Origin of the sequence: Paraflavitalea soli (genome assembly GCF_003555545.1) — a bacterium.
Lineage (GTDB): Bacteria > Bacteroidota > Bacteroidia > Chitinophagales > Chitinophagaceae > Paraflavitalea > Paraflavitalea soli.
In genome coordinates this window covers 8,334,214-8,359,805 of the sequence record NZ_CP032157.1, presented here as the reverse complement: position 1 = coordinate 8,359,805, position 25,592 = coordinate 8,334,214, and the positions used below count along the sequence as shown (strand labels likewise).

Here is a 25,592-nt window from a genome sequence, read left to right as displayed (position 1 = left end):
TCCATAACTTAGTATATCCAAAACTTATGTTATGAAAAGCTCTTTACGATTCCTTGCCGGAATGATCATAGGATTCACTCCACTATTAACTGTGGCGCAGTCCGGATCACCATCCAACGACACGCTTTACCTGTATGAATACGTAAAAGCCCCAGCCAGGATACTGGATTTCAACCACAACAAATTACTCATCATAGATGCGGGCCCACAGTCCAACCCCAGGATACTGGATGTAATTACACATGCCAGCACCGTGGTGCCCTGCAACGGCCGCGTGGAGGCCGGGTACATAACCCCGCAGGGGGCTGTACTGAATGTAATACCCGCAGTCAGTTCCCCTTTCGATAGCTTATACGATTTCAACAATGGCATCCTGTATAGCATCGCACAGATCAACAGGGCCTCAGTAAAGGTGGAAGGCAACTATTGTATTTGGGCCAAAGGCGCTGATGAATCATTTGACAGCCTCTTTCTCAGGGACCTTATTACCCAAACCAACAAACTCATTACCCACCAGGCCAACCGCCAGTCAGTTGGTCTGGCCACCCGAAATGAAGTAACTGCCAATGGATTGGTAGCCTACATCGACTCCATGCAAAACCTGGTCAAATACCTGAATAATAGCTACACGTCCATCACCAATTACACCGCATCTGGACAGGGTGCTGCCAATCCCCTCTCAGATGGATACAATATCGCGTACCAGCAGAAAGACGAATCAATAATAGGGGCAGTAACGACCGGGCCGCAGGGCGATGCCACCTTAGTACCTTTTACAAGAGACCGCCCGCCTTTGCCCAAAACCGATTACCAGGTTAATAATAGATATGTCGCCTTTCGCCGCTTCCTGCCCGACTTCCCGTGGACAGCACAACTTTGGCTCAGAGATCCTAACAGCGGGGAAGCCCAAATCTTAACCGACAGTTTATCCGTTGGTAATCTGGAGCTGCTGAATCCAAAGGGAGATGTCATGCTCTTTGGTTCTCGATCAGGCATCTCAGGGAGATGGCTTGTTCCCCGCAGCGGAACAATCAAGCGCGTCAATTCAGCAGCAGGAAAGACCTGGTACCGCGATTCAAGCTGGTACATAACCATCGACAGCACCTTGTATATACTCAGAACCAATGAAGTACTGCCACCACCCGTTCCACAATGGCAGGGATGGAGAACAGCTTATTGCAGCACTGCCGGGGCACAGGCCATTAAGATCACCAATTTACCGGGCGACACCAGTAAGACCCATGTCCTGGCCCGGCTCGATGGAGCAACCCTTCCGGTAAACATGGCCGACAGCACCTTTACAATAAACCCGGGCACACTCTCAGCCGGCACACATATCCTTATAGTTCAATACACCAATACCGCTGGTGCATCGGCCGACACGGCCCATTTCACCATCAACACAGCCGTAACACCCATCGTGAAGCTGTCAGCCGACGTTACCAACGTACCCCTCTTGCCATCACCTATAAACCTGACAGCGACCAATACAGCCGGAGGAGGCGCAACCCCTACATACACATTTGCAAAAGACAGGGCCTTTACCAATATCCTGCAGGCCCAAAGCAGCGATAGCACCTTACGCATCTTATCCACCAGCCTGAACACCGGCGCCAATAAAATATATGTGCGCATGTTGACCAGCGATACTTGTTACACAGCACAGACAGCAGTGGACAGTATAACCCTTTACCGCCTTGCTGGTTCAGGTATTGTTGATCCCGACAATCCCCACCAGGTCATTCATGTACTTCCGAACCCATTCTACAATTGGCTATTCATAACAGGATTAAACAGTTCTAAAACATATTTGATCACCCTGCGCCGTTCAAATGGATCATTGGTATTGCAACGGCAGGTGACCAATGCCAGTTATTACCAATTCTATAGTCCTGCCTCCAGCCCGGGTGTCTATTACCTGAGCATTTATGATAAAACAAAAGAAAAAATGTTAGGTACAGTAAGATTATTAAAGATATTCTGATAGGAATGGTAGAATAATAAAAAAAGTAAAAGGTAGCTCGTGTTGAGCTGCCTTTTACTTTTTATTTATTGGACGGATACCAAAGATCAACAAGCTCACCAACGCCAGCACACACACACCTATTCCCCCGAAAAGCATTACCCAGCCAAACCCATGCACCAACGCAGCATGAGCAGTAGCTTCGGATATGTCTGTCGCAGAAAGCCCCACAGCTATTTTTTCTGCGGACGCATGTAGTGGCGCGGTCGCCATCGCTCCTGGCAAATTGCTTTCCAGGTATGAATAGATACCTTCTACCAGTATAAATCCCATCAGCGCGATATTGATGGCCAGCGTGATCAACCGCGCACTCATATCAATGCCCGATGCCATGCCTGCCCGGTCTGGCGTAACCGCCCCCGTGGTCGTATTCGTAACCGGTGTATTCGTCAGGCTCAGTCCGATACCAGCCAGTAGCGATCCGGGCAGCATCGTCAGCCAGCTGGCGTGCGCTACACTGCTGCCGTAGTACATGATCAAAAAACCAACCCCGATCATCAACAAACCCATAGGGATAATAACCCGCGCCTGGTAGCGCAGCGTAAGCCGTTCCGCCAGCGGCGGCACCACCAGCGTAGGAAGCGTATAAGCCAGTAATGATAATCCGGCTGTGATGATATCGTAGCCCAGCGCACTTTGAAAATAGATTGGCAGATAGATCATGAAGGGCCAGAAACTAAAATTCATACCGATACACCCGATGATCGCACCCGAGAAACGGCGGATACGGAATACCGAGAAGTCAAACATGGGATGCGCATGTTGCTTCTCCACCCTTAAAAAGATTATAAAACTGATCACCGCCCCTCCCAGGATACCAAGACCTGCCATACTCCTGAATCCGATAACCTGACCTTGCGTGATATAATACGCCAATCCAAAGACCGCCAGCGATAAAGAGATGATCCCTGCTACATCCAGTTTTTTAGCCTGTGGATCACGCGACTCCTGCACTCCACGAAATACAAGCAGCGCCGTAATGATTGCAATGCCCACATGCACCAGGAATACCCATTGCCAGTTGGACACCATCACGATGGCGCCGCCGATGATGGGACCAAAACCCAGTCCCACCCCCGAAATAATACCCCACATACCAAACGCCCTACCCCGTTCACGTCCTTCCCGGAACTGGTGCGAAAGGATCGCGATCGAACAGATCAGCATGGCCCCTCCGCCCATCCCCTGCAGGAAACGGCTGATGATCAGTACCAGCGTACTTTGCGCCAATCCGCAAAGCAAAGACGTGATGCCAAACAATAAAATGCTGATAATAAAGACCCGCTTCCGGCCAAACCGGTCCGCCAGCGTGCCCGTGGCCATCAGTACCGTAGTGCAGGCGATCGTATAGGCATTCATGATCCATTGTACTTCTTTGAAATCACTGTGCAGCGCCGTTTCCAGTGTGGGAAGTATCACCGGTACACTGGATATCTCCAGCCCAAACATCAGCGCTGCTAAACAAACTGCTACCAAAGCCACCGTATTTTGTCCCGTCCGGGCAACTCTTTCCATGCGTATTGCTATTTAATTTTTAGCAAAACTATACTGAAATCATTCACTTAATCAGTACAAGTCCAGCATAAAAAGGTACTTTTGCCGTATGTGTGAATCCAAAAAAGAAACCATTCACCAGTCCCTGGAAGTACTCTACAAGAAGGTCGATCATTGCCCCCTCAAAGACCTGCAGCTCACTTTTTTCCAGATGGCCTATATCATTTCGGGCAAGGGTTTTCTAAGCATCAACGGTCACCGGATCGCCTACCAGACAGGCAACCTGATGTTACTAACACCCAATGACTATTACAATTTTGATATTGAAGAGACCACCGAATTTCTACTCATCCGTTTCACCAGCGATTATGTAAAAAAATACAAGTGGAAGAACATTAGTGAGATCGAATGTTTGCTATATTACTCCACCCACCTCACCGGCTGTATTTTGCGCAATGTGTCCGATTATCCACTGGTGAAGTCCATTATTAGATCTTTACTGCAGGGTATTGAACACAGCGATCTGTATGAAGAAGACCTGCAGATGCACTTTGTCAATGCATTGATCGTTATTGCTGCCAGGAATATTGCTAAGATCAAGCCCGCCAATTTGAAAGTCAATGCTGATAAACGCATCCAGGATATCATCGACTATATTCAAACCAATATCTTTTCACCCCAAAAGTTGAAGGTTTCCGTGATCGCTGAGGCTTTTGATATTTCCGATACCTATCTCGGTACTTATTTTAAGAACCAATGCGGCGAGACCATCCAACATTTTATGGCCAACTATAAGATCCGGTTGATAGAACACCGTCTGCAATTCAGTGACCGGCGTATCAATGAGATTGCCGATGAGTTTGGCTTTGCCGACGAAAGCCATTTGAATAAATTCTTTAAAAAACACAAGAGCCTTAGCCTCACCCAGTACAGAAAAAGCAAGGCCGCCTGATCAGGGCAGCCTCGAATTGATTATACAACATGTCAATGTCATCTATTTAATGTCAGAGTTTACCCCGCCATAGCGGGGCTGAGCCTGTCGAAGCCTTCTTCAAGGCATATAGTATCCCCGCCTATTTCCCTTTGCTAAATGCAACCGCCTCAATTTCCACTAAGTAATCAGGATTGGCCAGCCCTGCTACCACAATGCCGGAAATAACAGGTGGATGTTTGAGCTTTTTCAAAAAGTCTTGTGCACCTGCAAATCCTTTTCGAAGGTCCTGGCCTTGTACAATATAGATCGTCAGTTTAAACAGGTCGTCTAAACTGGCGCCGGCCGCACCCAAAGCCGTTTCAATATTCTTCAATGCATGCGCCGTTTGTAAAGTAATATCCCCTTTCCCAATGATCTCCAGGTCTTTGGTAATGGCATTTTGCCCACCTATATAAATATAAATGGTGTCGCCGCTTCCTCTGGTAATGGCAACCTGCGAGAAGGCAGGGTTTTTCAATAATTCGTCCGGGCTTAAAAATTCTATACTTGAGTTCATGGCTATATATTTTATGGAAGTTATCAATACAATGCCCACTAACGCCGGGCATTATGTCATTTTTCACTTCATTAACATATACACAACAAAAAAGGTACCCCCCGGCGATCTGACAACTTAGACCAGCTTTTCGTAGCGAAATGGGGATTATTTACCCAAACCAGACCATGAAGCCACTTTCCCAGAACCTGGAAAACCTGCCCCACCCCAACTACTTACTGTTCTTTAAAAAAACTTGCACTTTCTCTTGACCCTCCCCTTACGTCATACCCTATATTTGTTTCGAAAGGTATAATTCCAAACGATGGACAACTATTCTGTAAAAAAACTGTCGAAACTCGCAGGTGTAAGCGTGCGCACCTTACACCTCTATGATGAGATCGGCTTGTTAAAACCTTCTGTCCGTACCGAGGCCAGGTACCGGCTTTATGGCGAAAAAGAACTGTTGCGCTTACAGCAGATACTCTTTTACCGTGAACTCGATTTCCCGCTAAAAGACATCTGTACCATTCTGGATGATCCTGCATTTGATCTGGTGCAGGCTTTGGAAGGCCACAGAAAAGCCCTATTGGCCAGGAAGGAAAGGATAAACACATTGGTTGGTACCATAGAAAAAACATTGGTAACACTAAAAAACAACACTATGTTACAGGTAGAGGATTTATACGAAGGCATTCCAAAGGAAAAGATGGAAGCCTGGCGATCAGAAGCCATGTCCAAATGGGGCAAGGAAACTATTTTGGAGGTTGAAGACACCTTACGCAGCTTCAGTAAACAAGAGATGGAATCCCTGAAGGCAGAACTCAATGACATTACCAACCGGCTGGCCGCCCTCATCACTGGCGATCCTGCAGGTGAGGAAGTACAACAGTGTATAGCCCGGCGCTACAAGATCATCCTTCGGCTTACAGGTGGAAAAATACAGTTGCCCAAACTGGAATATTTCAGAAAACTCGGTGAGCTATACGTAGCAGACAACAGCTATACACCCGTGAATGGATTACCCAGCAAAGAATTGGCATTATTTATAAAGGAAGCCACGGACCACTATATCAGGAACCAGGAACAATAGGACCATAAAAACGCGTTCCAATGCATAAGTAATAAAAGGCAGTTCGTCATGGACTGCCTTTTATTTTCATTTAATTTCTATTTTTGGCCGATGAAAGAACAAATCCCCGCGCTGATAAAAAGTTTAAAAGAGAATACCCGCACATTTAAAGAGGTACTTGAGTTTATTGAAACCTACTATCAACACCAGCCAACAGCCTTCAAAAATGGAGAAGCTTATAACGAAGCCACCCAAAACCAGGGTAGCGCCAGGGTATTTGCTTTTGCCCAATTAAACAACCTCAACGAAGAAGATACACTATCCTTATTTGCAGAACATTATCAGGCCGTTTTAAAAACACCAGCGGGCACCGATCACCAAAACATCAGGCAGTTTAGGAAACATGGCTGGGCAGGGATCGCTTTTGAAGGACAGGCCCTGCTGACAAAATAGTTTAATAGTAAGCGGCATTCCTATCCCCAATCAGAAAACACAATGGTTAACTTAGCATCGAACATCCCAAGCTAATGAAACTATATTATTTTCTGATTGCCATCACCTTGCTCGCCATAGGCGCCAATGCACAGCAGATTGAGAACCTGGCCGAACTGAAAAAGAGGTCCACCAATCCCATTTTTAGCAAATTGGGCGCCGCGCCCCGCAATGGTGGTTTTTCCATGAAAGGATACTGGGTATGGTGCGGCTCAGCCGTCAAAGGAGAGGACAACAAATACCATCTCTTTGCCTCCCGCTGGCCCGATTCATTGGTGTTTCATCCGGGTTGGATGGTCGCCTCTGAAGTCGTCCATGCCGTGGCCGACAAGCCCGAAGGCCCCTACACCTTTTCCGAGGTGGCCTTACCGGCCCGTGGTGCTCAGTATTGGGATGGTCGGGCTACCCACAATCCGCAGATCGTTAAACACAAAGGCCAATATATCCTTTTCTATATGGGTTCTACCCATCCCTTCGAAGACCCCAAAGCCAAAGAGCTTACCCTGCAAAGCCACTGGTGCATTGCAGCCCGCAACAACAAGCGCGTAGGCGTAGCAGTATCCAACAGCCCTTATGGCCCCTGGAAGCGACTCGATCAACCCATACTCCCCGTAAAGCCCAACACCTTCTACAGTTTCCTCACTTCCAATCCAACCGCCGTGGTACATGATGACGGCTCAGTATTGATCATGTTCAAAGGCCGTGGACATAATGGCAACACCCATTCCCACATGAGCCTGGGCGTGGCCAAAGCCCCTTCCATTTTCGGCCCTTACAAAGTACTCAACAACGATCAGCCTGTTTTCAGTGTAGACAAACAGGGCGAAGCTGAAGACCCTTTCTTATGGAAAGATGCGACGGGATACCATGTCATCTTCAAAGACCAGGTGGCCAGGTTTACCGGCGAGAAAGGTGGCGGCGTACTCGCCCATTCAAAAGATGGTGTTAAATGGACCATCGACAAAGATCCCAAAGCTTACTCCCGCACCGTGGAGTGGAACGATGGAAGAACCGAAATGCAGGGCCAGCTCGAAAGGCCCTTCATTCTCTTTGAAAACAAACGGCCCGCCTACCTCTTCTTTGCTACCATGGATGGCCCCGGTGGTTTCAACAACGCTACCCGCTCCTGGAACATGGTGATACCTTTCAAACCGTAATTCATACTTATCCAGGCAGCTACAATCAGGGTAGCTGTCTGTTTGTTTTGTTCCTCCAAAAAATTAAGAATAAATTTGCGCAACTGATCGGTTGCTCATATATTTGCAACCGATCAGTTGCTTATATAAAACACCCCGTTGAATGAGAAGAGATATTTTTCAGGCAATCGCCGACCCGACCAGGAGAGCAATCATGACCCTGATTGCATTGCAGTCAATGACACCCAATGCCATTGCCGAACATTTCGATACTACCCGGCAGGCAGTGTCTAAACACCTGCGTATTTTAACAGAGTGTGAATTGGTAAAACAAGAATACAAAGGCAGAGAAATTTATTACCAACTCGAAGTAAACAAAATGAAAGAAATAGACAAATGGCTTGAGCAGTTCCGTAAAATTTGGGAAACCCGCTTCAACCAACTTGATAATGTATTATCAACTATTAAAAAACAGAGAAAATGAGCACTACCCCCGCTTTAATTTTTTCCTCCTGCTCTTTCCAGCCTGCTTTATTAACAATCAAAAATTCAAAACGATAAAACCATGAGAAAGATAATCGTATTAGAGTTTATTACTTTAGATGGAGTACTGCAGGCCCCTGGTGGCCCCGAAGAAGATACATCAGGTAACTTCGAATTTGGCGGTTGGTCTGCCCCTTTTGCCGACGAAGCCTCCGGAAAGCTCATGCAGGAACAAATGGCGCCTACAGATTTGCTGTTGGGTAGAAAAACATTTGAGATCTTCGCCTCCTACTGGCCTCAACATGCAGACGATTGGCCAGGTATTAATGATGCTACCAAATACGTCTTGTCTAAGACCATGAATAAGTCACACTGGGAAAACTCCGTGTTCCTCGAAAGCCTGGCAGATATCCAAAAGCTCAAAAATTCTACAGGACCTGACCTAAAGGTTTGGGGCAGTGGTGAACTGGTTCAACTCCTGCTCAAAAATGACCTGGCAGACGAACTCTGGCTCAAAATTTATCCCGTGATCTTAGGAAAGGGAAAAAATCTCTTTGACGAAGGGGCCGTCCCGGCATCATTTACCGTAACAGAAAGTACCGTTACACCAAGCGGAGTCATTTTTGTTAATTATAAACGGGCCGGAGAAGTTAAAACAGGTAACCTTGGAGCTTAACCAGATCAGCCGGCTCCCATTAGGGGCCGGTTAATTTATTGCCATGGTCTTGCCTGCTCTCATTCTTCAACATATTTCAAAGCAAATTCCACCCAGTCCTTAACAGAACTGTCCAGATACAAATCCGGCTGGATACCAATGTTGTCAACAGGGTAGTCTGGAAGGCGCACAATAAACAAAAAGTACTCTGCCGAACTGCCCGTTCCCTTGTCGGCAAGGATCACTATATGTTGCGGACTTTTGGCCACTTTGGGGATCAATTCTATGTAGACCGGTTTACCTGAATCGCTGAAGTTTACAAACTTACCCAGGTTTGCCTGTAGCTGCGCTATTTTTTTATCTATATCGTCTGTTGGCGCATTTTTATCCAGCGTTTTCTTGTAGGCTTGAAGATTCCCTATATAAGTCTGTGTTGCCAGAAATTCTGCCGTCGTATTCCTTATTGATTTCCCGGAACATAGATCGAAAATGAGAATGTAATAAAGGCTATACAAAATACCAGTCTTTTCATATAATATTGATGTAGTCTTCCGATGGTGAGATTAAGAAGTACATTACTCCCTTCAGCCGCCATAACATCAAACTGCTAGTTAGCCGTTCGTTGTTCTTTTGTTTGCCGGTTCATAATAATGAAGAACTACACCACTGCCAAACGTTTTCGTTTTTATGAGTCTAAGCGTAATTTGTTCGCTGATGTTTTTAAATAACGGTAAACCACTTCCTGCGATAACAGGGTGAATACAAAGCTGATATTCGTCTATTAAATTAAGTTTCGTCAAAGCTACAATCATGCTCGGACTGCATGCAAAAACGTCTTTACCCGATTGTTGTTTGAGTTCCAAAACTTCTTGCTCAGGGTCTTGACTGGCTAATTTCGCACTCTTCCAATCTACGTTTTTCAATGTGCGGGAAAAAACAATCTTTGGAACGTTGTCTATGGCGGCTGCAAAGTCGTCCATTCCTTTATCGCCGGTGGGATTGTCCAGCACCGTTCGCCAATATTCCATAAGCTGGTAGGTTATTCTGCCATATAAAACAGTACCAGCACTTCTCAACAGGTCAGCGTAATGTTGATGTAATGCTTCGTCAGCAACACCGGAGGTATGGTCACAAAACCCGTCAATCGTCATATTGATGGCTGCAATTACTTTTTTCATATTTTCTCTTTTTGTCAGTAAGCTTTGCAGATCATTCTACAATGATCGCTAACTCATTTTGTGTAACAAAAGAAAATGTGCACTCCTTTAAGGAATACACATTCATAAAAATATACAATTTCGTGGAGTCCCCCGACAGATTTTCGAACCAAAGAATAAAATGCGCTACTCAATAATTTTTTGTATCTCATCCAGGATAATATAGGTACTTGGGGGAGAACCGTAACCAGCATGCGCCGCAATCCATTCTTCGGCATGCTTATTGTCATGAAGCGTTTTGAACTCTTCCAGTAAAAATTTCCCGCCTTCATACCACCTATTCGAGAATCCCGAAATGGATTCGTCGGTAGGTATAACATCTACTATTATTCCTGGCAGTAGATAGCGACCAACAAATCTGGCTGTTATATCATTTTGAAATCCCATTGTTCTAAGTCGCTCTTCCAGTTGGGCATATTCATGCTTGGTGGCAATTTCTACTACTATATCAACATCTTCCGTTGGGCGTACTTCAATAGCGCGTCTATCAGCATACAAACTCACAGTTGCCCCGCCCACAAAAACAACCTCACTTTTTAACGGACCCAGCGCATTGCTTACTGCCTTGATTCGGGTAATATTTGTGTGATGGCTCATAATATCATTTTTTTAAGCTCCTCTACTGCTACAAGCGTTTCCCTTACCCTGCCCACACGGATCACATCCACCAATGCCAACATCTGGTATAGATTGGCGTCGAGCTTTGCCGCTTTGACTTGATTCTTATACAATGGCTCAATGCTAAGACCCCGGTCATATCCTCGGGAATCGGGCCAAACATAATCTGACTCACTGCTGAAATGGGTCCGCATAAAAGGATGAGAATGGGCGGTTGGAATACCATTGACAAGTGTTCCTGGCAGCACAGGAAAGACAAATCGAATCCCATGCTGAAGGAATTCCATCAATGACTGACGAAACACTTTTTTCTTTTTCTCCATATCTATTAATCCGGCTATGCCACTCCTTCTTAAGGATTCCGACACTTCGGACGCACTTATAAAAAGTTCTTCCGACAAGTTTTTATTATGCCAGTTATCTCCCTCTTTAGCAATGATTTTCAGCAAGATGACGATATCCTGAGGTCGCATCCCATTATGTAATCTCATAGTAAAAATATACATTAGGGATTTTAAATTCGCAAATCACGAATCGTGTATTTTATTCATTTACAATGACTAAGTAACTGTAAAGACTTTATCTATTATAAAAAATGGATCAGGAGACGATATGAATCATATTTATTGATAACTAGTTACTTACAAACACCAAGAAATGTATTTGCCATCCGCTGGGAAAAGAAAATCGGAATGGCTATATGCCCGCCTATGATTTGAATTGGGAGGAATACGCCATCCATAAGGCAAATTGCGGGACGTTTAAAGACTTCTACAATAAGCCCTATACAGCCCTTTTCATTCTTATTTCTATTGCAGGGCGACAAGAAATACCATATTGTATGGGAGACACTAAATAGCGAAGAAGCTACTTACATATGGCATTTTGATAAAACAATGGATGCGTTGAGAAGTGGGTTAAGTGAAATCGAAGGAGTGTTAATAGAAATTAGGAATTCGCAAAACCCGCTACTAGAGCGGGTTTTACAATTTCGTGGAGTCGAGGGGACTCGAACCCCTGTCCAAACATATCCTTCAAAAGCTTTCTACATGCTTATTTGATTATTAATTGTCGGGAACAGGCAGGAAACCAACAAACCAACCTGATCCGTAGCTGAATGGTCTTAAGCCACCGGCACAGCCTTCGGTAGCAGCAATCTGTATTTGTTTTTAAGTCGGCGGCGGGGCGTGGTAACAGACCAACCGGCCCGGCGGCCCTAATGACTATCTAATCACTGATTAGGCAGCCATGGCATACTGAGTATTGCCATTTGAGTGTTGAATATTCAGATTTACGTGCTAATTATCCAACGCACGACATGCTTATACTTTCAAAGATCTACGCTGTCAAAACCAATACGACCCCATAAACTTCTTAAGGATCATTCGCCGGCGCCCCGGTAGCCTCATAGCCAGCCCGTAGCCCGCTTATTCCATCAGAAGGGTCACAAATATAATGCAAATCCTCCGAAGACCGACAAATTAGCAGCCCCTTCCCGCCCGGCACACGCACACCGATCCTCATCTCCTTGCCTTCACTAATCCCTTCCAAACCCTCGTTACCTTGTTGCCTCATTGCCCCGTTGCCTTCCTCCACCTCCTTGCCTGGTTGCCCCGTTGCCTCTATGCCTTCCCCTACCTCGTTGCCTTGATGCCTTGTTCCCTCGTTGCCTTTTTCAGCCCTCACCACCTCCAATATCCTCAGTGCCCCGCCCTGCAGCAACACCTCCCTTCCATCCTCCCACTTATACAACTGGATTCCCAATACCTGTACCAGCACCTCGCCCCCACCCGCTTCCAACTGATGCACCAAACAAATAGCCTCCGGTGTCTTCTTCCGCAACGGCAACAGCTCACTCTCCTTCACATCGTTGCGATGACTTCGTTTCTTAGGATCGATCACCGCGCCGCCCGACACAATACGAAAATGCGTCGCCTCCTTCGGAAATCCCTTTTTCTTCCGCGCAATAAAAGCAGGAACCTCCACCTGCATTACCCCTGTTGCAGCATCCAGGTGGTGACGAATACCTGGCGGAAGCGCATTCGCCAGCAACAGGTCCTTATTAAAGTCAAACCCTGCCAGCAGCTGTATATCACCGTACCAGGCATAACGCTCTCCACGGCAATGCTCCCTATCACCCATAGCTGCTTTATAAAACAATCCGTTCATCCGGCCATTGAGCGATGCCACCCGCATCCCCTCTTTCGCTATGCCCAGCCCATCACGCAGCAACTTGCCCGCTGCAATCGCCAGCTTAAACTCCGCCGCATTCAACCGCGTTGACCTGAACCGCTCACTATGCAGCACCCTTTCACGCGTAGGCCCCGGCTTCATTTGTGCCACCGGCCCATCCTTCGTTTGCCGGAACGTCAGATCACTGATCGTCCCGCTGAGCTTAAATAAACTAATCACTTTTGCCATAAGATTGGATTTACTGGTTTTCGATAAGTAACGATCAATGCATATAATTACACATCCAAACACGCTTGCCGCCTTTTTGCTCGCAGCTCGTAGCTCGTAGCTCAAAGCTCGCAGCTTCTTTACCCATCTCCAAATCACCCTGTCCGTTTATGACCGTTTTGTCCGAATTGTCCGAAATGTCCGGACAAAAAGAACAAACCAGACATTTCAGACATTTTCGACATCAAACCATCAACCAACCATCAGCCGTGGATCAGCCGTAGATAAAGCATGGATTCAACTGGTATACGAGCTGGAACTTTCAACCCGGTTTCACACCAGTGGCAAGCCAGTAGCAATCCAATAGCAAGAAAAAGGAGTTCAAATGCAGGCCAGATGCGGAAAAAGTCCCTGAGGTATATTTTATCGGGACCGCCTACCGGCAGCTAAAGAAGAGATAAGCTGCTCTTATTCATGTTGATGCAAGATACAAAAATTCAAGGCCGGATACAAAAAAAAGACCCCCGATAAGAATAAAGGGGGGTTAACCAAAACTAACTGCTATGAGAAAACTCTATAAAACTTACTAAGTACTTTAAGGCTCGTTCTTTGATAACACAAAGTAACGCCATCCCGCCCCGCATTAAAAGAGCATTTGGACGAATTGCCGGTTTAAGTTAGTAAAATGCAGTAATTCGGCGATGAACGGAGAAACACACCCACGGCCACTTTCAGCCAAACAGGCACATACATACCACACAATACCCACATAGTAGTATTTTCTCCTCCCCGCTTTTACTATTGCCTCGCCTATAAAAAAACAACGGGCTGCACACCCTAAGGACCGCAACCCGCAGCTCAACAAAAAAGCCCGGAAGCTCCTGTTAGAACTTCCGGGCCCAATCTATTGAAATGTCAGACTTCAAATGCTGTATTCCGTATTCTGGATTCTGGATTCTATATTCTATATTCTGTATTCTGTATTCTGTATTCTACTTAAACAGGAACCGCCAGAAATCAAGCCCAATCGCATAGGCCATCAGTCCCAGCAACAGCACCATACCCACCATTTGCGCATACTCCATAAACTTATCCCCTGGCTTCCTGCCCGTGATGATCTCATACAACGTAAACAATACGTGACCACCATCCAGTGCTGGTATCGGCAGCATATTCATAAACGCAAGTACCACACTCAGCAAAGCCGTCATGCTCCAGAAGATCTCCCAATCCCATTCTGCACCAAACATATTGCCAATGCTCATAAAACTGCCCAATGATTCACTCGCTTTTACTTCATCCGAGGTAAACAGCAATTTGAAGTTCTTCACGTTCATCACCAGGTTTTCCCAGCCCTTGCGTACACCTGCCGGGAAAGCAGGGAAGAAATCAAATTTCTGCTTGTAAGAACCTGCTACCTTCTCCGGGATCACCAGGAACCCGATCCTGCCCAGCGTATCCGTCTTCGCCTTTACGATCACGGTATCCTTATTATTCCTTAATACAGTGAGCGCCACTTCCTGGTTCTTGTATTTACCCATCTCTGCACGATACTGATCATAGAAAGTAACCGGTGTATTGTTCAATGCCAGCACATGGTCATCCTTCAACAACGTATCCTGCGTAAAAGTGGCAATACCTGGAAACAGCGTATCTACAATGGGATATACCCTTGGTTCTATAAACTGTTGCTTGCGCTTGATCAGGCTACGAATAGTGCCCTTGGGTAAAGGCAGGCTGATGATCTTGCCGTCACGCTTCACTTGTACAGCCTTCACTTCATCAAGTATAATATCCCGCGTAAGCGAATAATAATCCTTTACCGGTTTACCATCAATGCTCACGATCTCATCGCCATTCTTTATACCCACACTTTCACTGATCGAATTCACCGCTACACCATGTTTCATGTTCGACATCGGCAGCCTGTTCTCTCCCCACCACCACAGGATCATCGCAAACAGGAAGAAACCCAGCAACAGGTTCACCGTTACACCACCGATCATAATGATCAGGCGTTGCCAGGCTGGCTTGCTACGGAACTCCCAGGGCTGCGCCGGTTGCTTCATCGCCTCTTTATCCATGCTCTCATCGATCATACCACTGATCTTTACATAGCCACCCAGCGGCAGCCAGCCAATGCCATATACCGTTTCACCAATCTTTTTCTTGAAAAGAGAAAACCAGGGATCGAAGAACAGGTAGAATTTCTCCACCCGGCACTTAAACCATTTGGCGGGAAGAAAGTGTCCCATCTCATGTAATATGACCAATATGGATAAGGAAAGAATTAACTGTAATGCTTTGATGCCTACTGAAGCCCAGTCAATGGCTAAGAATGTGATCATAATCTTGGATCGTCAGCCGTGAATCGTGAACAGACCACTGATACTTCAGCGCCCTCCTTACCTTCACTACTGTTTTTTGCTTTTAAGTTTTATGATAATTGTGCCTGTCCCGGAACTAAAGAATTCGGAATTCTAAATCCTAAACCCGGAATCTATATCCCCAAATATCCTATAATAAATGGGATAACCATACCGCTCAAAGAAATTCGTTATTTATTAACGGGAAAAAGCGTCAGATATGATGCAAACAGTACTGGTAATCAGAGCTTAATTACCGAAGCGGCAAAATTGCGGGCTTCCGCATCACTCTCAAAATACTCCTCCAGCGTTGGCTTTTCGATCCAGGGCACCTGGTTCATCGTGCGCTCAATGAGGTCCGTCATATCCAGGAAACCTATTCGGTTACGCAGAAAAGCGAATACAGCGATCTCGTTGGCCGCATTCAATACACAAGGCAGGTTACCCCCCTTAAAAAGCGCGTCCGTAGCCAATACCAGGTTCCGGAACGTCTTCGTATCAGGCTCCTCAAACGTAAGCTGCGCCGGTTTGCGGAAATTATAACGGGGAAAATTATTGGGTAAGCGCTGTGGGAAGGTGAGCGCATACTGGATCGGCAGCTTCATATCCGGCAGCCCCATCTGCGCCTTGATACTGCCATCCTCAAATTGCACCATACTATGAATAATACTCTGCGGATGTACCTGCACCGATACCTGGTCCGGCTGCAGGTTAAACAACCACCGGGCTTCGATCATCTCCAGCCCTTTGTTCATCAACGTAGCCGAGTCGATCGTGATCTTGGCCCCCATATTCCAGTTGGGATGCTGCAAAGCATGGTCCCGTTTAACATTCACGAGGTAATTAGGCTTCTTGCCCAAAAAAGGCCCGCCCGAAGCCGTCAGGATCACTTTTTCAATGCGGTTGCGCGTTTCTCCCACCAGGCACTGAAAAATAGCCGAATGCTCAGAATCCACCGGTATGATCGGCGCCCGGTATTCCACCGCTTTCTGCATCACAATATCACCCGCCACCACCAGCGTCTCCTTATTCGCCAGCGCAATTGCTTTGCCCTGCTCCACTGCCCTCAATGTAGGACGCAAACCCGCAAACCCTACAATAGCAGCCAGCATCACATCGTACACGTCCATCGACGCTACTTCCTCCAGCGCCTGCTCTCCTGCAAATACCTTCGTATCAGTATTGGCCAGCGCAGCCTTCACATGCGGATACTTACGCTCGTCACCGATCACCACGATATTCGGTTTAAAACGCAAAGCCTGCTCCACCAGCAACTCATCATTGCTATGCGCAGTCAGCACTTCCGCCGTAAATCTGTCAGGATTATTAGCGATCACATCCAGCGTCTGCGTTCCTATAGAACCCGTAGACCCAAATAAAGCGATACGTTTTTTAGGGAGACTGTTTGACATGAACCGGTTTTTGAAAAAACAATAATACGAAGGAATCAGGAGTTAGCCCACCCGGCATCGTTTAGACACTTCCTCTTGTCATTTAGATGCACTCTTTCTTGTCGTTTAGATACTCCCTTTTTTGTCATTTCGACCGCAGGGAGAAATCTGTTATCCAGGCAAACGATTCGGATCAAACGATTGCCGACTGCCGATTTACGATTTACGACTCCACATACTTCTCCAGCGCAACAGCAATTTTACGGTCATTGCTCAAACGGGGCACTTTATTCTGTCCGCCCAGCTTACCAATGGATTTCATATAATCAATGAATCCATTTTTCTTGACCGTGCGGATATGCAGTGGCAATAATATATTACCGGTTATAAGATCGTTGTAATAGATGTTTTTATTGCGCAGGTGATGATCCACCTTGATGGCAAACCGCGTCATATCTGGCGGCTTATTCTCAAATTCGATAAACCATTCATGGTACGATTTACCTTCTCCCTGCGTGATCATCGGCGCCACCGTAAACTCCGTAATATGCACCCCTTCTTCCTCCGCAGCCTTGATCAGACTGTATTCAACCTCCTCTCCGATCACGTGCTCGCCAAACGCCGAAATAAAGTGCTTGATACGCCCTGTCACCACCAGCCTGTAAGGATTGGTAGACACAAACTTCACCGTATCACCAATATTATAGCCCCACAGCCCGGCATTGTTGTTAATGATCATGGCATAGTTCTCGCCCACTTTTACGTCCTTCAGGCTAAGCCGCGTAGGCGTGCTGGAAAATATTTCACCGGCAGGTATGAACTCAAAGAAAATGCCACTATTCGTATTCAGCAGCAATCCTTCTGCTTTTTGAGAATCCTGGAAAGCCATAAAACCTTCCGAAGCAGGGAACGTCTCAATAGCAGCAATATCCTGACCAATGCTTTCAAACAATTTGTTGCGGTAAGGCTCGAAGTTCACCCCCCCATGCACCAATACCGAGAAATTGGGGAATATATCCTTGATCTTTTTACCTGTATTTTGGTGAAGGCGGTCAAAATACATTTGCATCCAGGGCGGAATGCCGCTGATCAGCGTCATATCCTGGTGCAGGGTTTCCGCTACAATTTTATCCAGCTTCGTTTCCCAGTCCTCAATACAATTCGTTTCATACGAAGGCAACTGGTTCCTGCGCAGGTAATTGGGCACATGGTGGTTCACAATACCACTCAACCGGCCCGTAGGAATACCCCCTACCCTGTCCAGTTCCGGAGAGCCCGACAAAAAGATCATCTTCCCGTTCGTAAACTGGCTATTGCCCGATTCAGCAATATAACACAGCAACGCATTACGCGCCGTATTGATATGGTTGGAGATAGATTCTTTGGAGATGGGGATGTATTTCACCCCACTGGTAGTGCCGGAGGTTTTGGCCAGGTAAATAGGCTTACCCTTCCATAATATATTATGACGTCCTTCCTTAATTTTTTCAATATAAGGTTTGAACTGCTCATAATCCCGTACAGGAACCGCCTGGATGTATTCTTCATACACGGAAACGTTCTGCATCTGGTGCTCTTTCCCAAATTCCGTTGTTTTCCCTGTCTTCAGTAATTCCTTCAGAATGCTTTCCTGGTCTTCAACGGCCGTAGCCATTCCTTTCCTGACACCCTTATATACATAGTTGGCAAATGGTTTTGCCAGTATAGATTTGATCTGCATAAGTTTTATCTATGGCGCAATCCACGAAATTAGTGTTAATTCGATGATTTCAAAAGTTAATCTCCCCCACAAAAACCTATTACAGCCATCCGGTCAAAAAAGATGTTTGAAAGCAATTAAAAAGCGAAGCAGTGAGAGATCCGCCCGCAATGCAATGGCCTTTATACAAGGAAATACCAACAGCCAGGAACCCCGCAATGAAGGAACCAAAAAGTAAGAGCCTTTTACCAACCAGCATTCACTTCGCAGCATAAAAGCCTGTAAAAAATAATCAAAGCTACACCTGGGGTGGCGTGGGCGGCAAACCGGCCGGAGGCATTCGGGTTTGCCTTGATTTTTTGGTTCTTTTGCATCAAGGCAAAAGAACGAAAGAAAGCCCTGCGCGCAGCACATAAAGACAAAAGAACAGAAATACTCCACAATAAACTGATTAACAACAATATATAAAACAACTTAGGAAGGGATGCCAACCCGATAAATCGTATATTTGCAGTCTCTCCGCCTGGAATTAGAATCTTAATGTGGATATGTTAAAAAAAATTGCCCGAAAGCACGCGTATTATCCCATAAACCTATTACCTTTGCACTCCTAATTTTTGGAAAGTTATGTTAGCAATAGTTAAAATAGCCGGTCAGCAATTCAAGGTTCAGAAGGACCAAACTTTATATGTTCCCCATGTTGACGGCACTGCCGGCGACAAAGTGGAGTTCCCAGAAGTTTTGCTGTCGAGCGCAGACGGAAAGTTATCTGTAGGTAGCAGTGTAAAGGCTATCGTGAAAGCCGAGATCATCAGCCAGGTGCAAGGTGATAAGGTGATTGCCTTTAAAATGAAAAGAAGGAAAGGTTTCCGTAAAAAACATGGTCACCGTACCCATTACACAAGGATCAAAGTAATTGATATCGCTTAATTGAGATCTTTTACCTGAGTGTATATTACATTGTCAAATTATCTCATTGTCAAATTATCAAATTAACGCATCATGGCACATAAAAAAGGGGAAGGTAGTGTAAAGAACGGCCGCGACTCACAGAGCAAACGCCTGGGAGTAAAAATCTACGGTGGTCAACCTGCTGTTTCCGGAAATATCATCGTTCGTCAACGTGGCACTACTTACCATCCTGGTAAAAATGTTGGTGTAGGAAGAGATTTCACACTGTTTGCATTAAACGACGGTGTAGTGGAATTTAAGAAGACCAAAGCCGATAAAACAGTAGTAAGCGTAGTTCCGGTTGCCTAACAGCATAATAAAATTTTCTTACAAACTGTAAAAAAATTTTGGCGGTTTCAAATTAGTTTCTATTTTTATGGTTGTAAATTTATTTACTAACCATTTTAAATTCTAAAAAACATGGCAACTAAGAAAAAAGCCGCAAAGAAAGCTGCAAAGAAAGCCGCTCCAAAGAAGAAAGCCGCTAAGAAAGCTGCAAAAAAGAAATAACTTCTTTAGATCGCAGAAAATACCAAGTCCCGGATTTTATCCGGGACTTTTTTTGTCCCCGCAATACTACCTTATTAAAGCATTCAACCTAGCCCCTATCAGCACATCACTCCGCTGAAACCCGCTACCAGTAAGCTTTTCAAGAGACCACAAATTCAAATCCCACCCCATGTTCAACCAACTGATCACCCATTATAATATATAGGATCGCCCATATTCGAAGCAAAAGATTGCCGATTCACAGCTTGTCCCGCCACAGCGGGAACTGCCGATTGCCGACTGTCAATTCACAATTGCCGACCTGATCTTCTCCTCAGGCTCGCAGCTCGAAGCTCGCAGCTCGTAGCTTTCTTTCCTTATTTTTGTCCCATGACCATCGACAATTCCTACTTAGCCGACCAGTTCGACCTGCTGTCCAAACTCATGGATATCCACGGAGAAAACAGTTTTAAGTCCAAAACCTACTCCGTGGCAGCATTCAATATCGAAAAAATGACCCAGGAACTGGCTACCACCCCGCCCGGTGAATTATTCTCCATTAAGGGCATTGGAGAATCCGTAGGTAAGAAGATCATCGAAATGGTACAACAGGACGGAAGACTTAAAGTACTGGAAGAATATATAGAGAAAACACCTCCCGGTGTAATAGAGATGCTCCACATCAAAGGCATCGGCCCCAAAAAGATTGCCACCATCTGGAAAGAGATGGGCGTTGAGTCCATCGGTGAATTATTGTACGCCTGCAATGAGAACCGCCTCATGCTCTACAAAGGCTTTGGAGAGAAGACCCAGAAGAATGTACAGGATTCCATAGAGTTTTACATGCGCAGCCAGGGCAGCCACCTCTATGCAGATACCGAAGCCTATGCGTTGGCAATAGAGAAAACATTACAGGAACAACTGCCCGCTGGCCGCTTTGCCATCACCGGTGAGTTTCGCCGCCAGCAACCCGTCATCGATCAGCTGGCCTGGGTAACTACCGCTTCTATACAAGACCTGCAGTCTTTCCTGGAAGCAAACAACTTCAGCACCATCGAAACCTCCGATGCCATTCTCACCGTAAAGGGACAGGAAAATATACCCCTCAAATTTTACCACGCAGCCGATAACGTCTTTTATAAAATACTCTTCACCACCTCCTGCAGTGAAGATTTTGCACAGGCCTGGCAGGCATTGCCCGGTTGGGATACCAATGCCACCTACACATCCGAAGAAGCTATCTTCACCAATACCAATATACCGTATATCGTGCCCGCTATGCGCGAAAAGGCAACCACACTTACTGCCGCATTCCCTACCGGCACGCTTATTCAACCCTCAGACATCAAAGCCATCATCCACAGCCACAGCGACTGGAGCGATGGCGCCAATACCATAGAGGAAATGGCCAAAGCGGCCATCGCCAAAGGATACCAATACCTTGTCATCAGCGACCACAGCAAAAGCGCCTTCTATGCCAAAGGCCTCTCAGAAGAACGCATCAAAGAGCAGCACCACTATATTGACGAGCTCAATAAAAAACTGGCCCCCTTCAGGATCTTCAAAAGCATCGAGTGCGATATCCTCAACGATGGCTCCCTCGACTACTCAGATGCCATCCTGGGCACCTTCGATCTCGTCATTGCCTCTGTACACTCCAACCTTAAGATGACCGAAGAAAAGGCCATGATGCGCGTTATGAATGCCATCCGGAACCCTTACACCACCATACTCGGCCACATGACCGGCCGCTTATTACTAAGCCGCCCCGGTTATCCACTCGATCATAAGACCATCATCGATACCTGTGCAGCCAACAATGTCGTCATTGAGATCAATGCACACCCCCGCCGCCTCGATATCGACTGGCGATGGATCGACTACGCCATGGAGAAAAATGTATTGTTGTCAATCGACCCCGATGCACACTCCATAGACGGCTTTGATGATTGCCGCTATGGTGTACTGGCTGCACAAAAAGGAGGTCTCACCGCCGACCGCAACCTCAGCAGCTTCTCCCTCCCCGCATTCGAAGCATTCCTGGCCCAACGAAAAGCCACTAAAGGAATATAATGCCGCATAACATTATAGATTACAACTATACGATCGGGTAATAAATTAATAGCAGATTAAAAACCACAACTCGCTATCAATTAGCGTACTTATACGCGTTATCTTATAAAGTGAATTAAATACTTTTATACCTCACTCCTCTCAAACTTTCGAGCAAGCGGTCAACCCTACGACACGTTACCGCCATTAATATCCCCCCTGTGCAGGCACCCACCTTCCTCATGAAAGACCTTCATGCCCATACGCATACTCCTGCCCTGGTGAAATGCCTGTATTTAAAATCATAAACGCTAAACACAACTTGGTCTATGAAAAAAAATCTCCTCGGCACCTTATGCTGCCTGGCATTATTCCTCACGGGCTATGCTCAGAATCTCGCCATCAATGCAGATGGATCATTACCCAACCCCAATGCCATATTAGATGTAAAGTCCGGCAACAAGGGCGTCCTCATTCCACGCATGAGCTCAGCAGCGCGCACACACATTCCTCCTACCCAGGGTCTGTTGGTATACGATACCACTACCCGGTCATTCTGGTACCACACCGGCCAGCAATGGCAAAGCATCGCTACCGCAGCATCTTCCCTGTCTGCCCCCGGCGATCCCTGGTTGTTATCCGGCAATAGCGGCACCGATAGCACCAACTTCCTCGGCACCCTGGATGATGTACACCTGCACATCCGTGTCAACAACCAGCCTTCCGGCCTCCTCGATCAGCACAATAACAATGCAACATGGGGATACAACACCGGAAAATTCCTCACCACCGGTTACAACAATACCGCATTGGGTAACTTATCCCTGTACAACGTCACCACCGGCTTTGCCAATACCGCCACCGGTTTTCAGGCATTGTATTCCAACAAAGAAGGCATTTCCAATACAGCTTTCGGTGAGGCCACTTTATACAACAACCTCACCGGTTACGCCAATGCAGCCACCGGTTCAGGCGCCCTGCACGACAACACCGGCGGCTACAGCAACACAGCCATGGGCCATATATCATTGTACAAGACCACCGATGGCAACAGGAATACCGCGCTGGGTGCCGCCGCCCTTTATGAGAATACTACCGGTAGTAAAAATACCGCCGGTGGTTACCAGTCCCTTTACCAGAATACCACCGGATCCGAAAACGTAGCTACCGGCTACCAGGCTCTTTACTCCAATACCACCGGCGATGGCAGCACCGCCTATGGTTTCCAGGCATTGTACTACAATACCACCGGTGCAGGCAATACAGCTACCGGCCACCAATCACTGTACCTCAATAACACCGGTTTATTCAACACCGCCAATGGCTACAAAGCCATGCAGAACTCTACCGGTTCAGCCAACACCGGTATCGGTTATGAAACACTCCGCAACAATACCGGCAATGCCAATACAGCCCTGGGTTATTACGCCTTGTATGACAATCACGGAGATGAAAATACCGCCATCGGCCTCAGCGCCTTACAGGACAACCAATCCGGATCCTACAATACCGCTCTGGGCAATGAAGCACTAAAGCGCAATACCACTGGTGCCTACAATACATCCCTTGGCTGGCACTCCATGAACAACAATTCAACCGGCACTTTCAATACCGCTGTCGGCATGGTGGCCATGATGTCCAATACCACCGGCGCTGAAAATACCGCCCTGGGTTTTCATGCTTCAGGATTAAATACCAGCGGCTACCGCAACGCCAGCGTCGGGTATGAGGCCCTTGGTCTCAATGGGACCGGCAGCGACAATACTGCGGTTGGTTACAGATCACTCTTTCAATCCAACGGCGATTACAATACCGCCGTCGGAATGCAGGCCCTTTACCAGAATACCAACGGCACCCTCAATACTGCCATTGGTTATCATGCCGACGTCATCCTGTATACACCCATTACCAATGCTACCGCAATTGGCGCCAACGCCATCGTAGATGCCTCCAATAAAGTACGCATCGGCAATGCCGCAGTCACCGTCATAGAAGGTCAGGTGCCTTTTACCACCCCTTCCGATGGTCGTTATAAATTCAAAGTACAGGACGATGTGAAAGGATTGGATTTCATTTTGCAGCTGCGCCCCGTTACTTACCAGTTCGATGTAAAACGGTTCGATGCACAGTACACCAGCCAGAATGACAATGCCACACAAACCAGTAATGCCATACAGGCTTCCTATGATGAAGCTACCCTCATGCGCCGCAGCGGCTTTATAGCCCAGGAAGTGGAGAAAGCAGCCAACAACAGTGGCTACAACTTCAGCGGCATCATCAAACCACGCACCGAAAAAGATCATTACAGCCTCAGCTATGATGCCTTTGTGGTACCACTCGTAAAAGCAGTACAGGAACAACAAAAGATCATAGAAAAGCTCCAACAAAAGAATAACGATGAACAAAGCAGGATCAGCCGTCTCGAAAAGCAGGTAGAAGAATTACTGCAACTACTGAAGGCTTCTAAATAATCATTCATCACCCACGCTATTCATTATGAAACCTATTCATACTTTGGGCAGCCTGCTCCTGCTCTTGCTGGGCACTACCGCCCACATCCAGGCACAGCAGGTATCCATTTCACCGGGCCTCTATGTCACAGCCACCGGAGCGCCCCACCTCGTCTTTCGCAGCCTGGGCCTTACCAACAATGGCAATTTCAAAGCAGCCGCCAGTACCGTCACCTTTACCGATAGCAACAACACCAGGCCTGTACTGATCAACGGCAGCAGTAACACCAGCTTTTACCAGTTGGCCATCAACCAGGATGTACAGTTGGAGCACAACATTGCCGTTACCGGCAACCTTTACCTCAACCGGGGCAACCTCCAATTGGACCATTACACATTAGACCTCGCTCATTCCGGTAATATTATTGGCGAAAGAAACACATCAAGGATCATCGGTAAACAGGGAGGCGCTATAACACGAACAGCCTTCCTCCAGGCCCCGCAAAATGCCAATCCAGGCAATATCGGCGTATCCATTACCAGCGCCGCCAACCTGGGTGAAACAGTTATCACACGGGGCCATGAATTATTGGTGCAGGGTTCAGGTACCGCCACCACCAACCGGTACTTCGATATAGCGCCTGCGTTCAATAAAAACCTCAACGCCAGCCTTCAATTCCATTACCTCGATGCAGAGCTGAAAGGCAATGAAAGTGAACTCACCCTTTTCGCCACAGAAGGATATGCCTGGAAGTCTGCCGGTAAAGACAATAGTAACCCAGCCGGCAACTGGCTCATCAAAAACAAGCTGGATCAACTGCACCGCTATACATTGGCAGGCCCTCCCCCCTCAGCAGCCATGCAGGTATATCCCAATCCCGTCAGGGATAAGTTTACCCTTTCACTGCCTGCCACAGCCAGCGGACAACTGGAATTAAACTTGCTCGATCAGGCGGGAAAAATAGTAGAGCGAAAGAAGATTACCACCCGGGAAGGTGTCAACACCATTGAATGGAACATCAGTCGCCACCCGGCAGGCAATTACAACGTGGTCCTGAAGGGTACCCAAACCGGTACCGTAAAGATCATCAAAGAATAAGATCAAAATAACGGGCAACAGAGGCAAAGCTGTTGC

At 46.7% G+C, this 25,592-nt stretch carries 22 protein-coding genes and 1 other RNA gene; 12 read left to right on the top strand and 11 right to left on the bottom strand.

Translation table 11 applies throughout. The features are described from left to right. Window positions 1-31 precede the first annotated feature (31 nt). The gene (locus tag D3H65_RS33120) at window positions 32-1,984 is read left to right on the top strand and encodes a T9SS type A sorting domain-containing protein (RefSeq protein ID WP_162915921.1); all 1,953 of its coding nucleotides are present in this window, start codon (window positions 32-34) and stop codon (window positions 1,982-1,984) included. Between the two features lie 54 nt (window positions 1,985-2,038). Here D3H65_RS33120 and D3H65_RS32420 read toward each other — a convergent pair whose 3' ends face one another. Then, a complete protein-coding gene (locus D3H65_RS32420) occupies window positions 2,039-3,538 on the bottom strand; it encodes an MFS transporter (protein ID WP_119054281.1) in 1,500 nt (499 codons plus the stop codon). Window positions 3,539-3,626: 88 nt separating this feature from the next. On the opposite strand from D3H65_RS32420, the gene D3H65_RS32415 reads away from it, so the two are divergent. Further along, window positions 3,627-4,469, top strand: coding sequence for a helix-turn-helix domain-containing protein (locus D3H65_RS32415; RefSeq protein WP_211345585.1), 843 nt, complete (start codon window positions 3,627-3,629; stop codon window positions 4,467-4,469). Between the two features lie 121 nt (window positions 4,470-4,590). Here D3H65_RS32415 and D3H65_RS32410 read toward each other — a convergent pair whose 3' ends face one another. Continuing rightward, window positions 4,591-5,007 carry a RidA family protein gene (locus D3H65_RS32410; RefSeq protein WP_119054280.1) on the bottom strand — a complete coding sequence of 139 codons (417 nt, stop codon included), beginning with the start codon at window positions 5,005-5,007 and terminating at the stop codon, window positions 4,591-4,593. A gap of 304 nt (window positions 5,008-5,311) precedes the next feature. On the opposite strand from D3H65_RS32410, the gene D3H65_RS32405 reads away from it, so the two are divergent. From D3H65_RS32405 to D3H65_RS32385, 5 genes are all read left to right on the top strand, one after another. Further along, window positions 5,312-6,079, top strand: coding sequence for a MerR family transcriptional regulator (locus tag D3H65_RS32405; RefSeq protein WP_119054279.1), 768 nt, complete (start codon window positions 5,312-5,314; stop codon window positions 6,077-6,079). Between the two features lie 90 nt (window positions 6,080-6,169). Then, the gene (locus tag D3H65_RS32400; RefSeq protein ID WP_119054741.1) at window positions 6,170-6,511 is read left to right on the top strand and encodes a HopJ type III effector protein; all 342 of its coding nucleotides are present in this window, start codon (window positions 6,170-6,172) and stop codon (window positions 6,509-6,511) included. Window positions 6,512-6,585: 74 nt separating this feature from the next. After that, the gene (locus D3H65_RS32395; protein ID WP_119054278.1) at window positions 6,586-7,707 is read left to right on the top strand and encodes a glycoside hydrolase family protein; all 1,122 of its coding nucleotides are present in this window, start codon (window positions 6,586-6,588) and stop codon (window positions 7,705-7,707) included. 142 nt (window positions 7,708-7,849) lie between these two features. Next, window positions 7,850-8,170: an ArsR/SmtB family transcription factor gene (locus D3H65_RS32390; RefSeq protein ID WP_119054277.1), complete on the top strand. Its 321-nt coding sequence runs from the start codon at window positions 7,850-7,852 to the stop codon at window positions 8,168-8,170. A gap of 81 nt (window positions 8,171-8,251) precedes the next feature. Next, window positions 8,252-8,845: a dihydrofolate reductase family protein gene (locus D3H65_RS32385; protein ID WP_119054276.1), complete on the top strand. Its 594-nt coding sequence runs from the start codon at window positions 8,252-8,254 to the stop codon at window positions 8,843-8,845. Window positions 8,846-8,904: 59 nt separating this feature from the next. On the opposite strand, the gene D3H65_RS32380 is transcribed toward D3H65_RS32385, so the two are convergent. The 9 genes from D3H65_RS32380 to D3H65_RS32340 form a co-directional block, all read right to left on the bottom strand. Then, complete coding sequence (locus D3H65_RS32380) at window positions 8,905-9,339, bottom strand: hypothetical protein (protein WP_119054275.1); 435 nt, start codon at window positions 9,337-9,339, stop codon at window positions 8,905-8,907. Between the two features lie 96 nt (window positions 9,340-9,435). Then, window positions 9,436-10,002, bottom strand: a complete 567-nt coding sequence (locus tag D3H65_RS32375) for a dihydrofolate reductase family protein (protein ID WP_119054274.1) — start codon at window positions 10,000-10,002, stop codon at window positions 9,436-9,438. A gap of 165 nt (window positions 10,003-10,167) precedes the next feature. Then, window positions 10,168-10,638 carry a hypothetical protein gene (locus tag D3H65_RS32370; protein ID WP_119054273.1) on the bottom strand — a complete coding sequence of 157 codons (471 nt, stop codon included), beginning with the start codon at window positions 10,636-10,638 and terminating at the stop codon, window positions 10,168-10,170. Further along, a complete protein-coding gene (locus D3H65_RS32365) occupies window positions 10,635-11,150 on the bottom strand; it encodes a hypothetical protein (protein ID WP_211345584.1) in 516 nt (171 codons plus the stop codon). The genes D3H65_RS32370 and D3H65_RS32365 overlap by 4 nt, the downstream gene beginning before the upstream one ends. 500 nt (window positions 11,151-11,650) lie before the next feature. Then, window positions 11,651-12,024, bottom strand: a transfer-messenger RNA (tmRNA) gene (gene ssrA / locus D3H65_RS32360). Between the two features lie 9 nt (window positions 12,025-12,033). After that, window positions 12,034-13,080: a hypothetical protein gene (locus tag D3H65_RS32355; protein ID WP_119054272.1), complete on the bottom strand. Its 1,047-nt coding sequence runs from the start codon at window positions 13,078-13,080 to the stop codon at window positions 12,034-12,036. Between the two features lie 971 nt (window positions 13,081-14,051). Continuing rightward, window positions 14,052-15,407: an RIP metalloprotease RseP gene (rseP, locus tag D3H65_RS32350; protein ID WP_119054271.1), complete on the bottom strand. Its 1,356-nt coding sequence runs from the start codon at window positions 15,405-15,407 to the stop codon at window positions 14,052-14,054. A gap of 260 nt (window positions 15,408-15,667) precedes the next feature. Further along, window positions 15,668-16,837: a 1-deoxy-D-xylulose-5-phosphate reductoisomerase gene (locus D3H65_RS32345; protein ID WP_119054270.1), complete on the bottom strand. Its 1,170-nt coding sequence runs from the start codon at window positions 16,835-16,837 to the stop codon at window positions 15,668-15,670. A 202-nt stretch (window positions 16,838-17,039) separates the two neighbouring features. Beyond that, window positions 17,040-18,536, bottom strand: coding sequence for a GH3 auxin-responsive promoter family protein (locus tag D3H65_RS32340; RefSeq protein ID WP_119054269.1), 1,497 nt, complete (start codon window positions 18,534-18,536; stop codon window positions 17,040-17,042). Between the two features lie 606 nt (window positions 18,537-19,142). Between D3H65_RS32340 and rplU the strand changes: the two genes are divergently transcribed. The 5 genes from rplU (at window position 19,143) to D3H65_RS32315 (ending at window position 25,556) form a co-directional block, all read left to right on the top strand. Then, the gene (gene rplU / locus D3H65_RS32335) at window positions 19,143-19,445 is read left to right on the top strand and encodes a 50S ribosomal protein L21 (protein WP_119054268.1); all 303 of its coding nucleotides are present in this window, start codon (window positions 19,143-19,145) and stop codon (window positions 19,443-19,445) included. Window positions 19,446-19,517: 72 nt separating this feature from the next. Further along, window positions 19,518-19,775 carry a 50S ribosomal protein L27 gene (gene rpmA, locus D3H65_RS32330; protein WP_119054267.1) on the top strand — a complete coding sequence of 86 codons (258 nt, stop codon included), beginning with the start codon at window positions 19,518-19,520 and terminating at the stop codon, window positions 19,773-19,775. A 570-nt stretch (window positions 19,776-20,345) separates the two neighbouring features. Then, window positions 20,346-22,028, top strand: coding sequence for a DNA polymerase/3'-5' exonuclease PolX (locus D3H65_RS32325; protein ID WP_119054266.1), 1,683 nt, complete (start codon window positions 20,346-20,348; stop codon window positions 22,026-22,028). Between the two features lie 308 nt (window positions 22,029-22,336). After that, window positions 22,337-24,478, top strand: a complete 2,142-nt coding sequence (locus tag D3H65_RS32320) for a tail fiber domain-containing protein (RefSeq protein WP_119054265.1) — start codon at window positions 22,337-22,339, stop codon at window positions 24,476-24,478. A gap of 25 nt (window positions 24,479-24,503) precedes the next feature. Continuing rightward, window positions 24,504-25,556 (top strand): T9SS type A sorting domain-containing protein, encoded by a 1,053-nt coding sequence (locus D3H65_RS32315; RefSeq protein ID WP_119054264.1) that lies wholly within the window; start codon window positions 24,504-24,506, stop codon window positions 25,554-25,556. The last annotated feature ends 36 nt before the right edge of the window (window positions 25,557-25,592 follow it).

Excerpts from the sequence above, each read along its gene's own strand:
- D3H65_RS33120 (WP_162915921.1), top strand. The coding sequence starts at position 32 with ATGAAAAGCTCTTTACGATTCCTTGCCGGAATGATCATAGGATTCACT.
- D3H65_RS32420 (WP_119054281.1), bottom strand. The coding sequence starts at position 3,538 with ATGGAAAGAGTTGCCCGGACGGGACAAAATACGGTGGCTTTGGTAGCA.
- D3H65_RS32415 (WP_211345585.1), top strand. The coding sequence starts at position 3,627 with ATGTGTGAATCCAAAAAAGAAACCATTCACCAGTCCCTGGAAGTACTC.
- D3H65_RS32410 (WP_119054280.1), bottom strand. The coding sequence starts at position 5,007 with ATGAACTCAAGTATAGAATTTTTAAGCCCGGACGAATTATTGAAAAAC.
- D3H65_RS32405 (WP_119054279.1), top strand. The coding sequence starts at position 5,312 with ATGGACAACTATTCTGTAAAAAAACTGTCGAAACTCGCAGGTGTAAGC.
- D3H65_RS32400 (WP_119054741.1), top strand. The coding sequence starts at position 6,170 with ATGAAAGAACAAATCCCCGCGCTGATAAAAAGTTTAAAAGAGAATACC.
- D3H65_RS32395 (WP_119054278.1), top strand. The coding sequence starts at position 6,586 with ATGAAACTATATTATTTTCTGATTGCCATCACCTTGCTCGCCATAGGC.
- D3H65_RS32390 (WP_119054277.1), top strand. The coding sequence starts at position 7,850 with ATGAGAAGAGATATTTTTCAGGCAATCGCCGACCCGACCAGGAGAGCA.
- D3H65_RS32385 (WP_119054276.1), top strand. The coding sequence starts at position 8,252 with ATGAGAAAGATAATCGTATTAGAGTTTATTACTTTAGATGGAGTACTG.
- D3H65_RS32375 (WP_119054274.1), bottom strand. The coding sequence starts at position 10,002 with ATGAAAAAAGTAATTGCAGCCATCAATATGACGATTGACGGGTTTTGT.
- D3H65_RS32370 (WP_119054273.1), bottom strand. The coding sequence starts at position 10,638 with ATGAGCCATCACACAAATATTACCCGAATCAAGGCAGTAAGCAATGCG.
- D3H65_RS32365 (WP_211345584.1), bottom strand. The coding sequence starts at position 11,150 with ATGAGATTACATAATGGGATGCGACCTCAGGATATCGTCATCTTGCTG.
- D3H65_RS32355 (WP_119054272.1), bottom strand. The coding sequence starts at position 13,080 with ATGGCAAAAGTGATTAGTTTATTTAAGCTCAGCGGGACGATCAGTGAT.
- rseP (WP_119054271.1), bottom strand. The coding sequence starts at position 15,407 with ATGATCACATTCTTAGCCATTGACTGGGCTTCAGTAGGCATCAAAGCA.
- D3H65_RS32345 (WP_119054270.1), bottom strand. The coding sequence starts at position 16,837 with ATGTCAAACAGTCTCCCTAAAAAACGTATCGCTTTATTTGGGTCTACG.
- D3H65_RS32340 (WP_119054269.1), bottom strand. The coding sequence starts at position 18,536 with ATGCAGATCAAATCTATACTGGCAAAACCATTTGCCAACTATGTATAT.
- rplU (WP_119054268.1), top strand. The coding sequence starts at position 19,143 with ATGTTAGCAATAGTTAAAATAGCCGGTCAGCAATTCAAGGTTCAGAAG.
- rpmA (WP_119054267.1), top strand. The coding sequence starts at position 19,518 with ATGGCACATAAAAAAGGGGAAGGTAGTGTAAAGAACGGCCGCGACTCA.
- D3H65_RS32325 (WP_119054266.1), top strand. The coding sequence starts at position 20,346 with ATGACCATCGACAATTCCTACTTAGCCGACCAGTTCGACCTGCTGTCC.
- D3H65_RS32320 (WP_119054265.1), top strand. The coding sequence starts at position 22,337 with ATGAAAAAAAATCTCCTCGGCACCTTATGCTGCCTGGCATTATTCCTC.
- D3H65_RS32315 (WP_119054264.1), top strand. The coding sequence starts at position 24,504 with ATGAAACCTATTCATACTTTGGGCAGCCTGCTCCTGCTCTTGCTGGGC.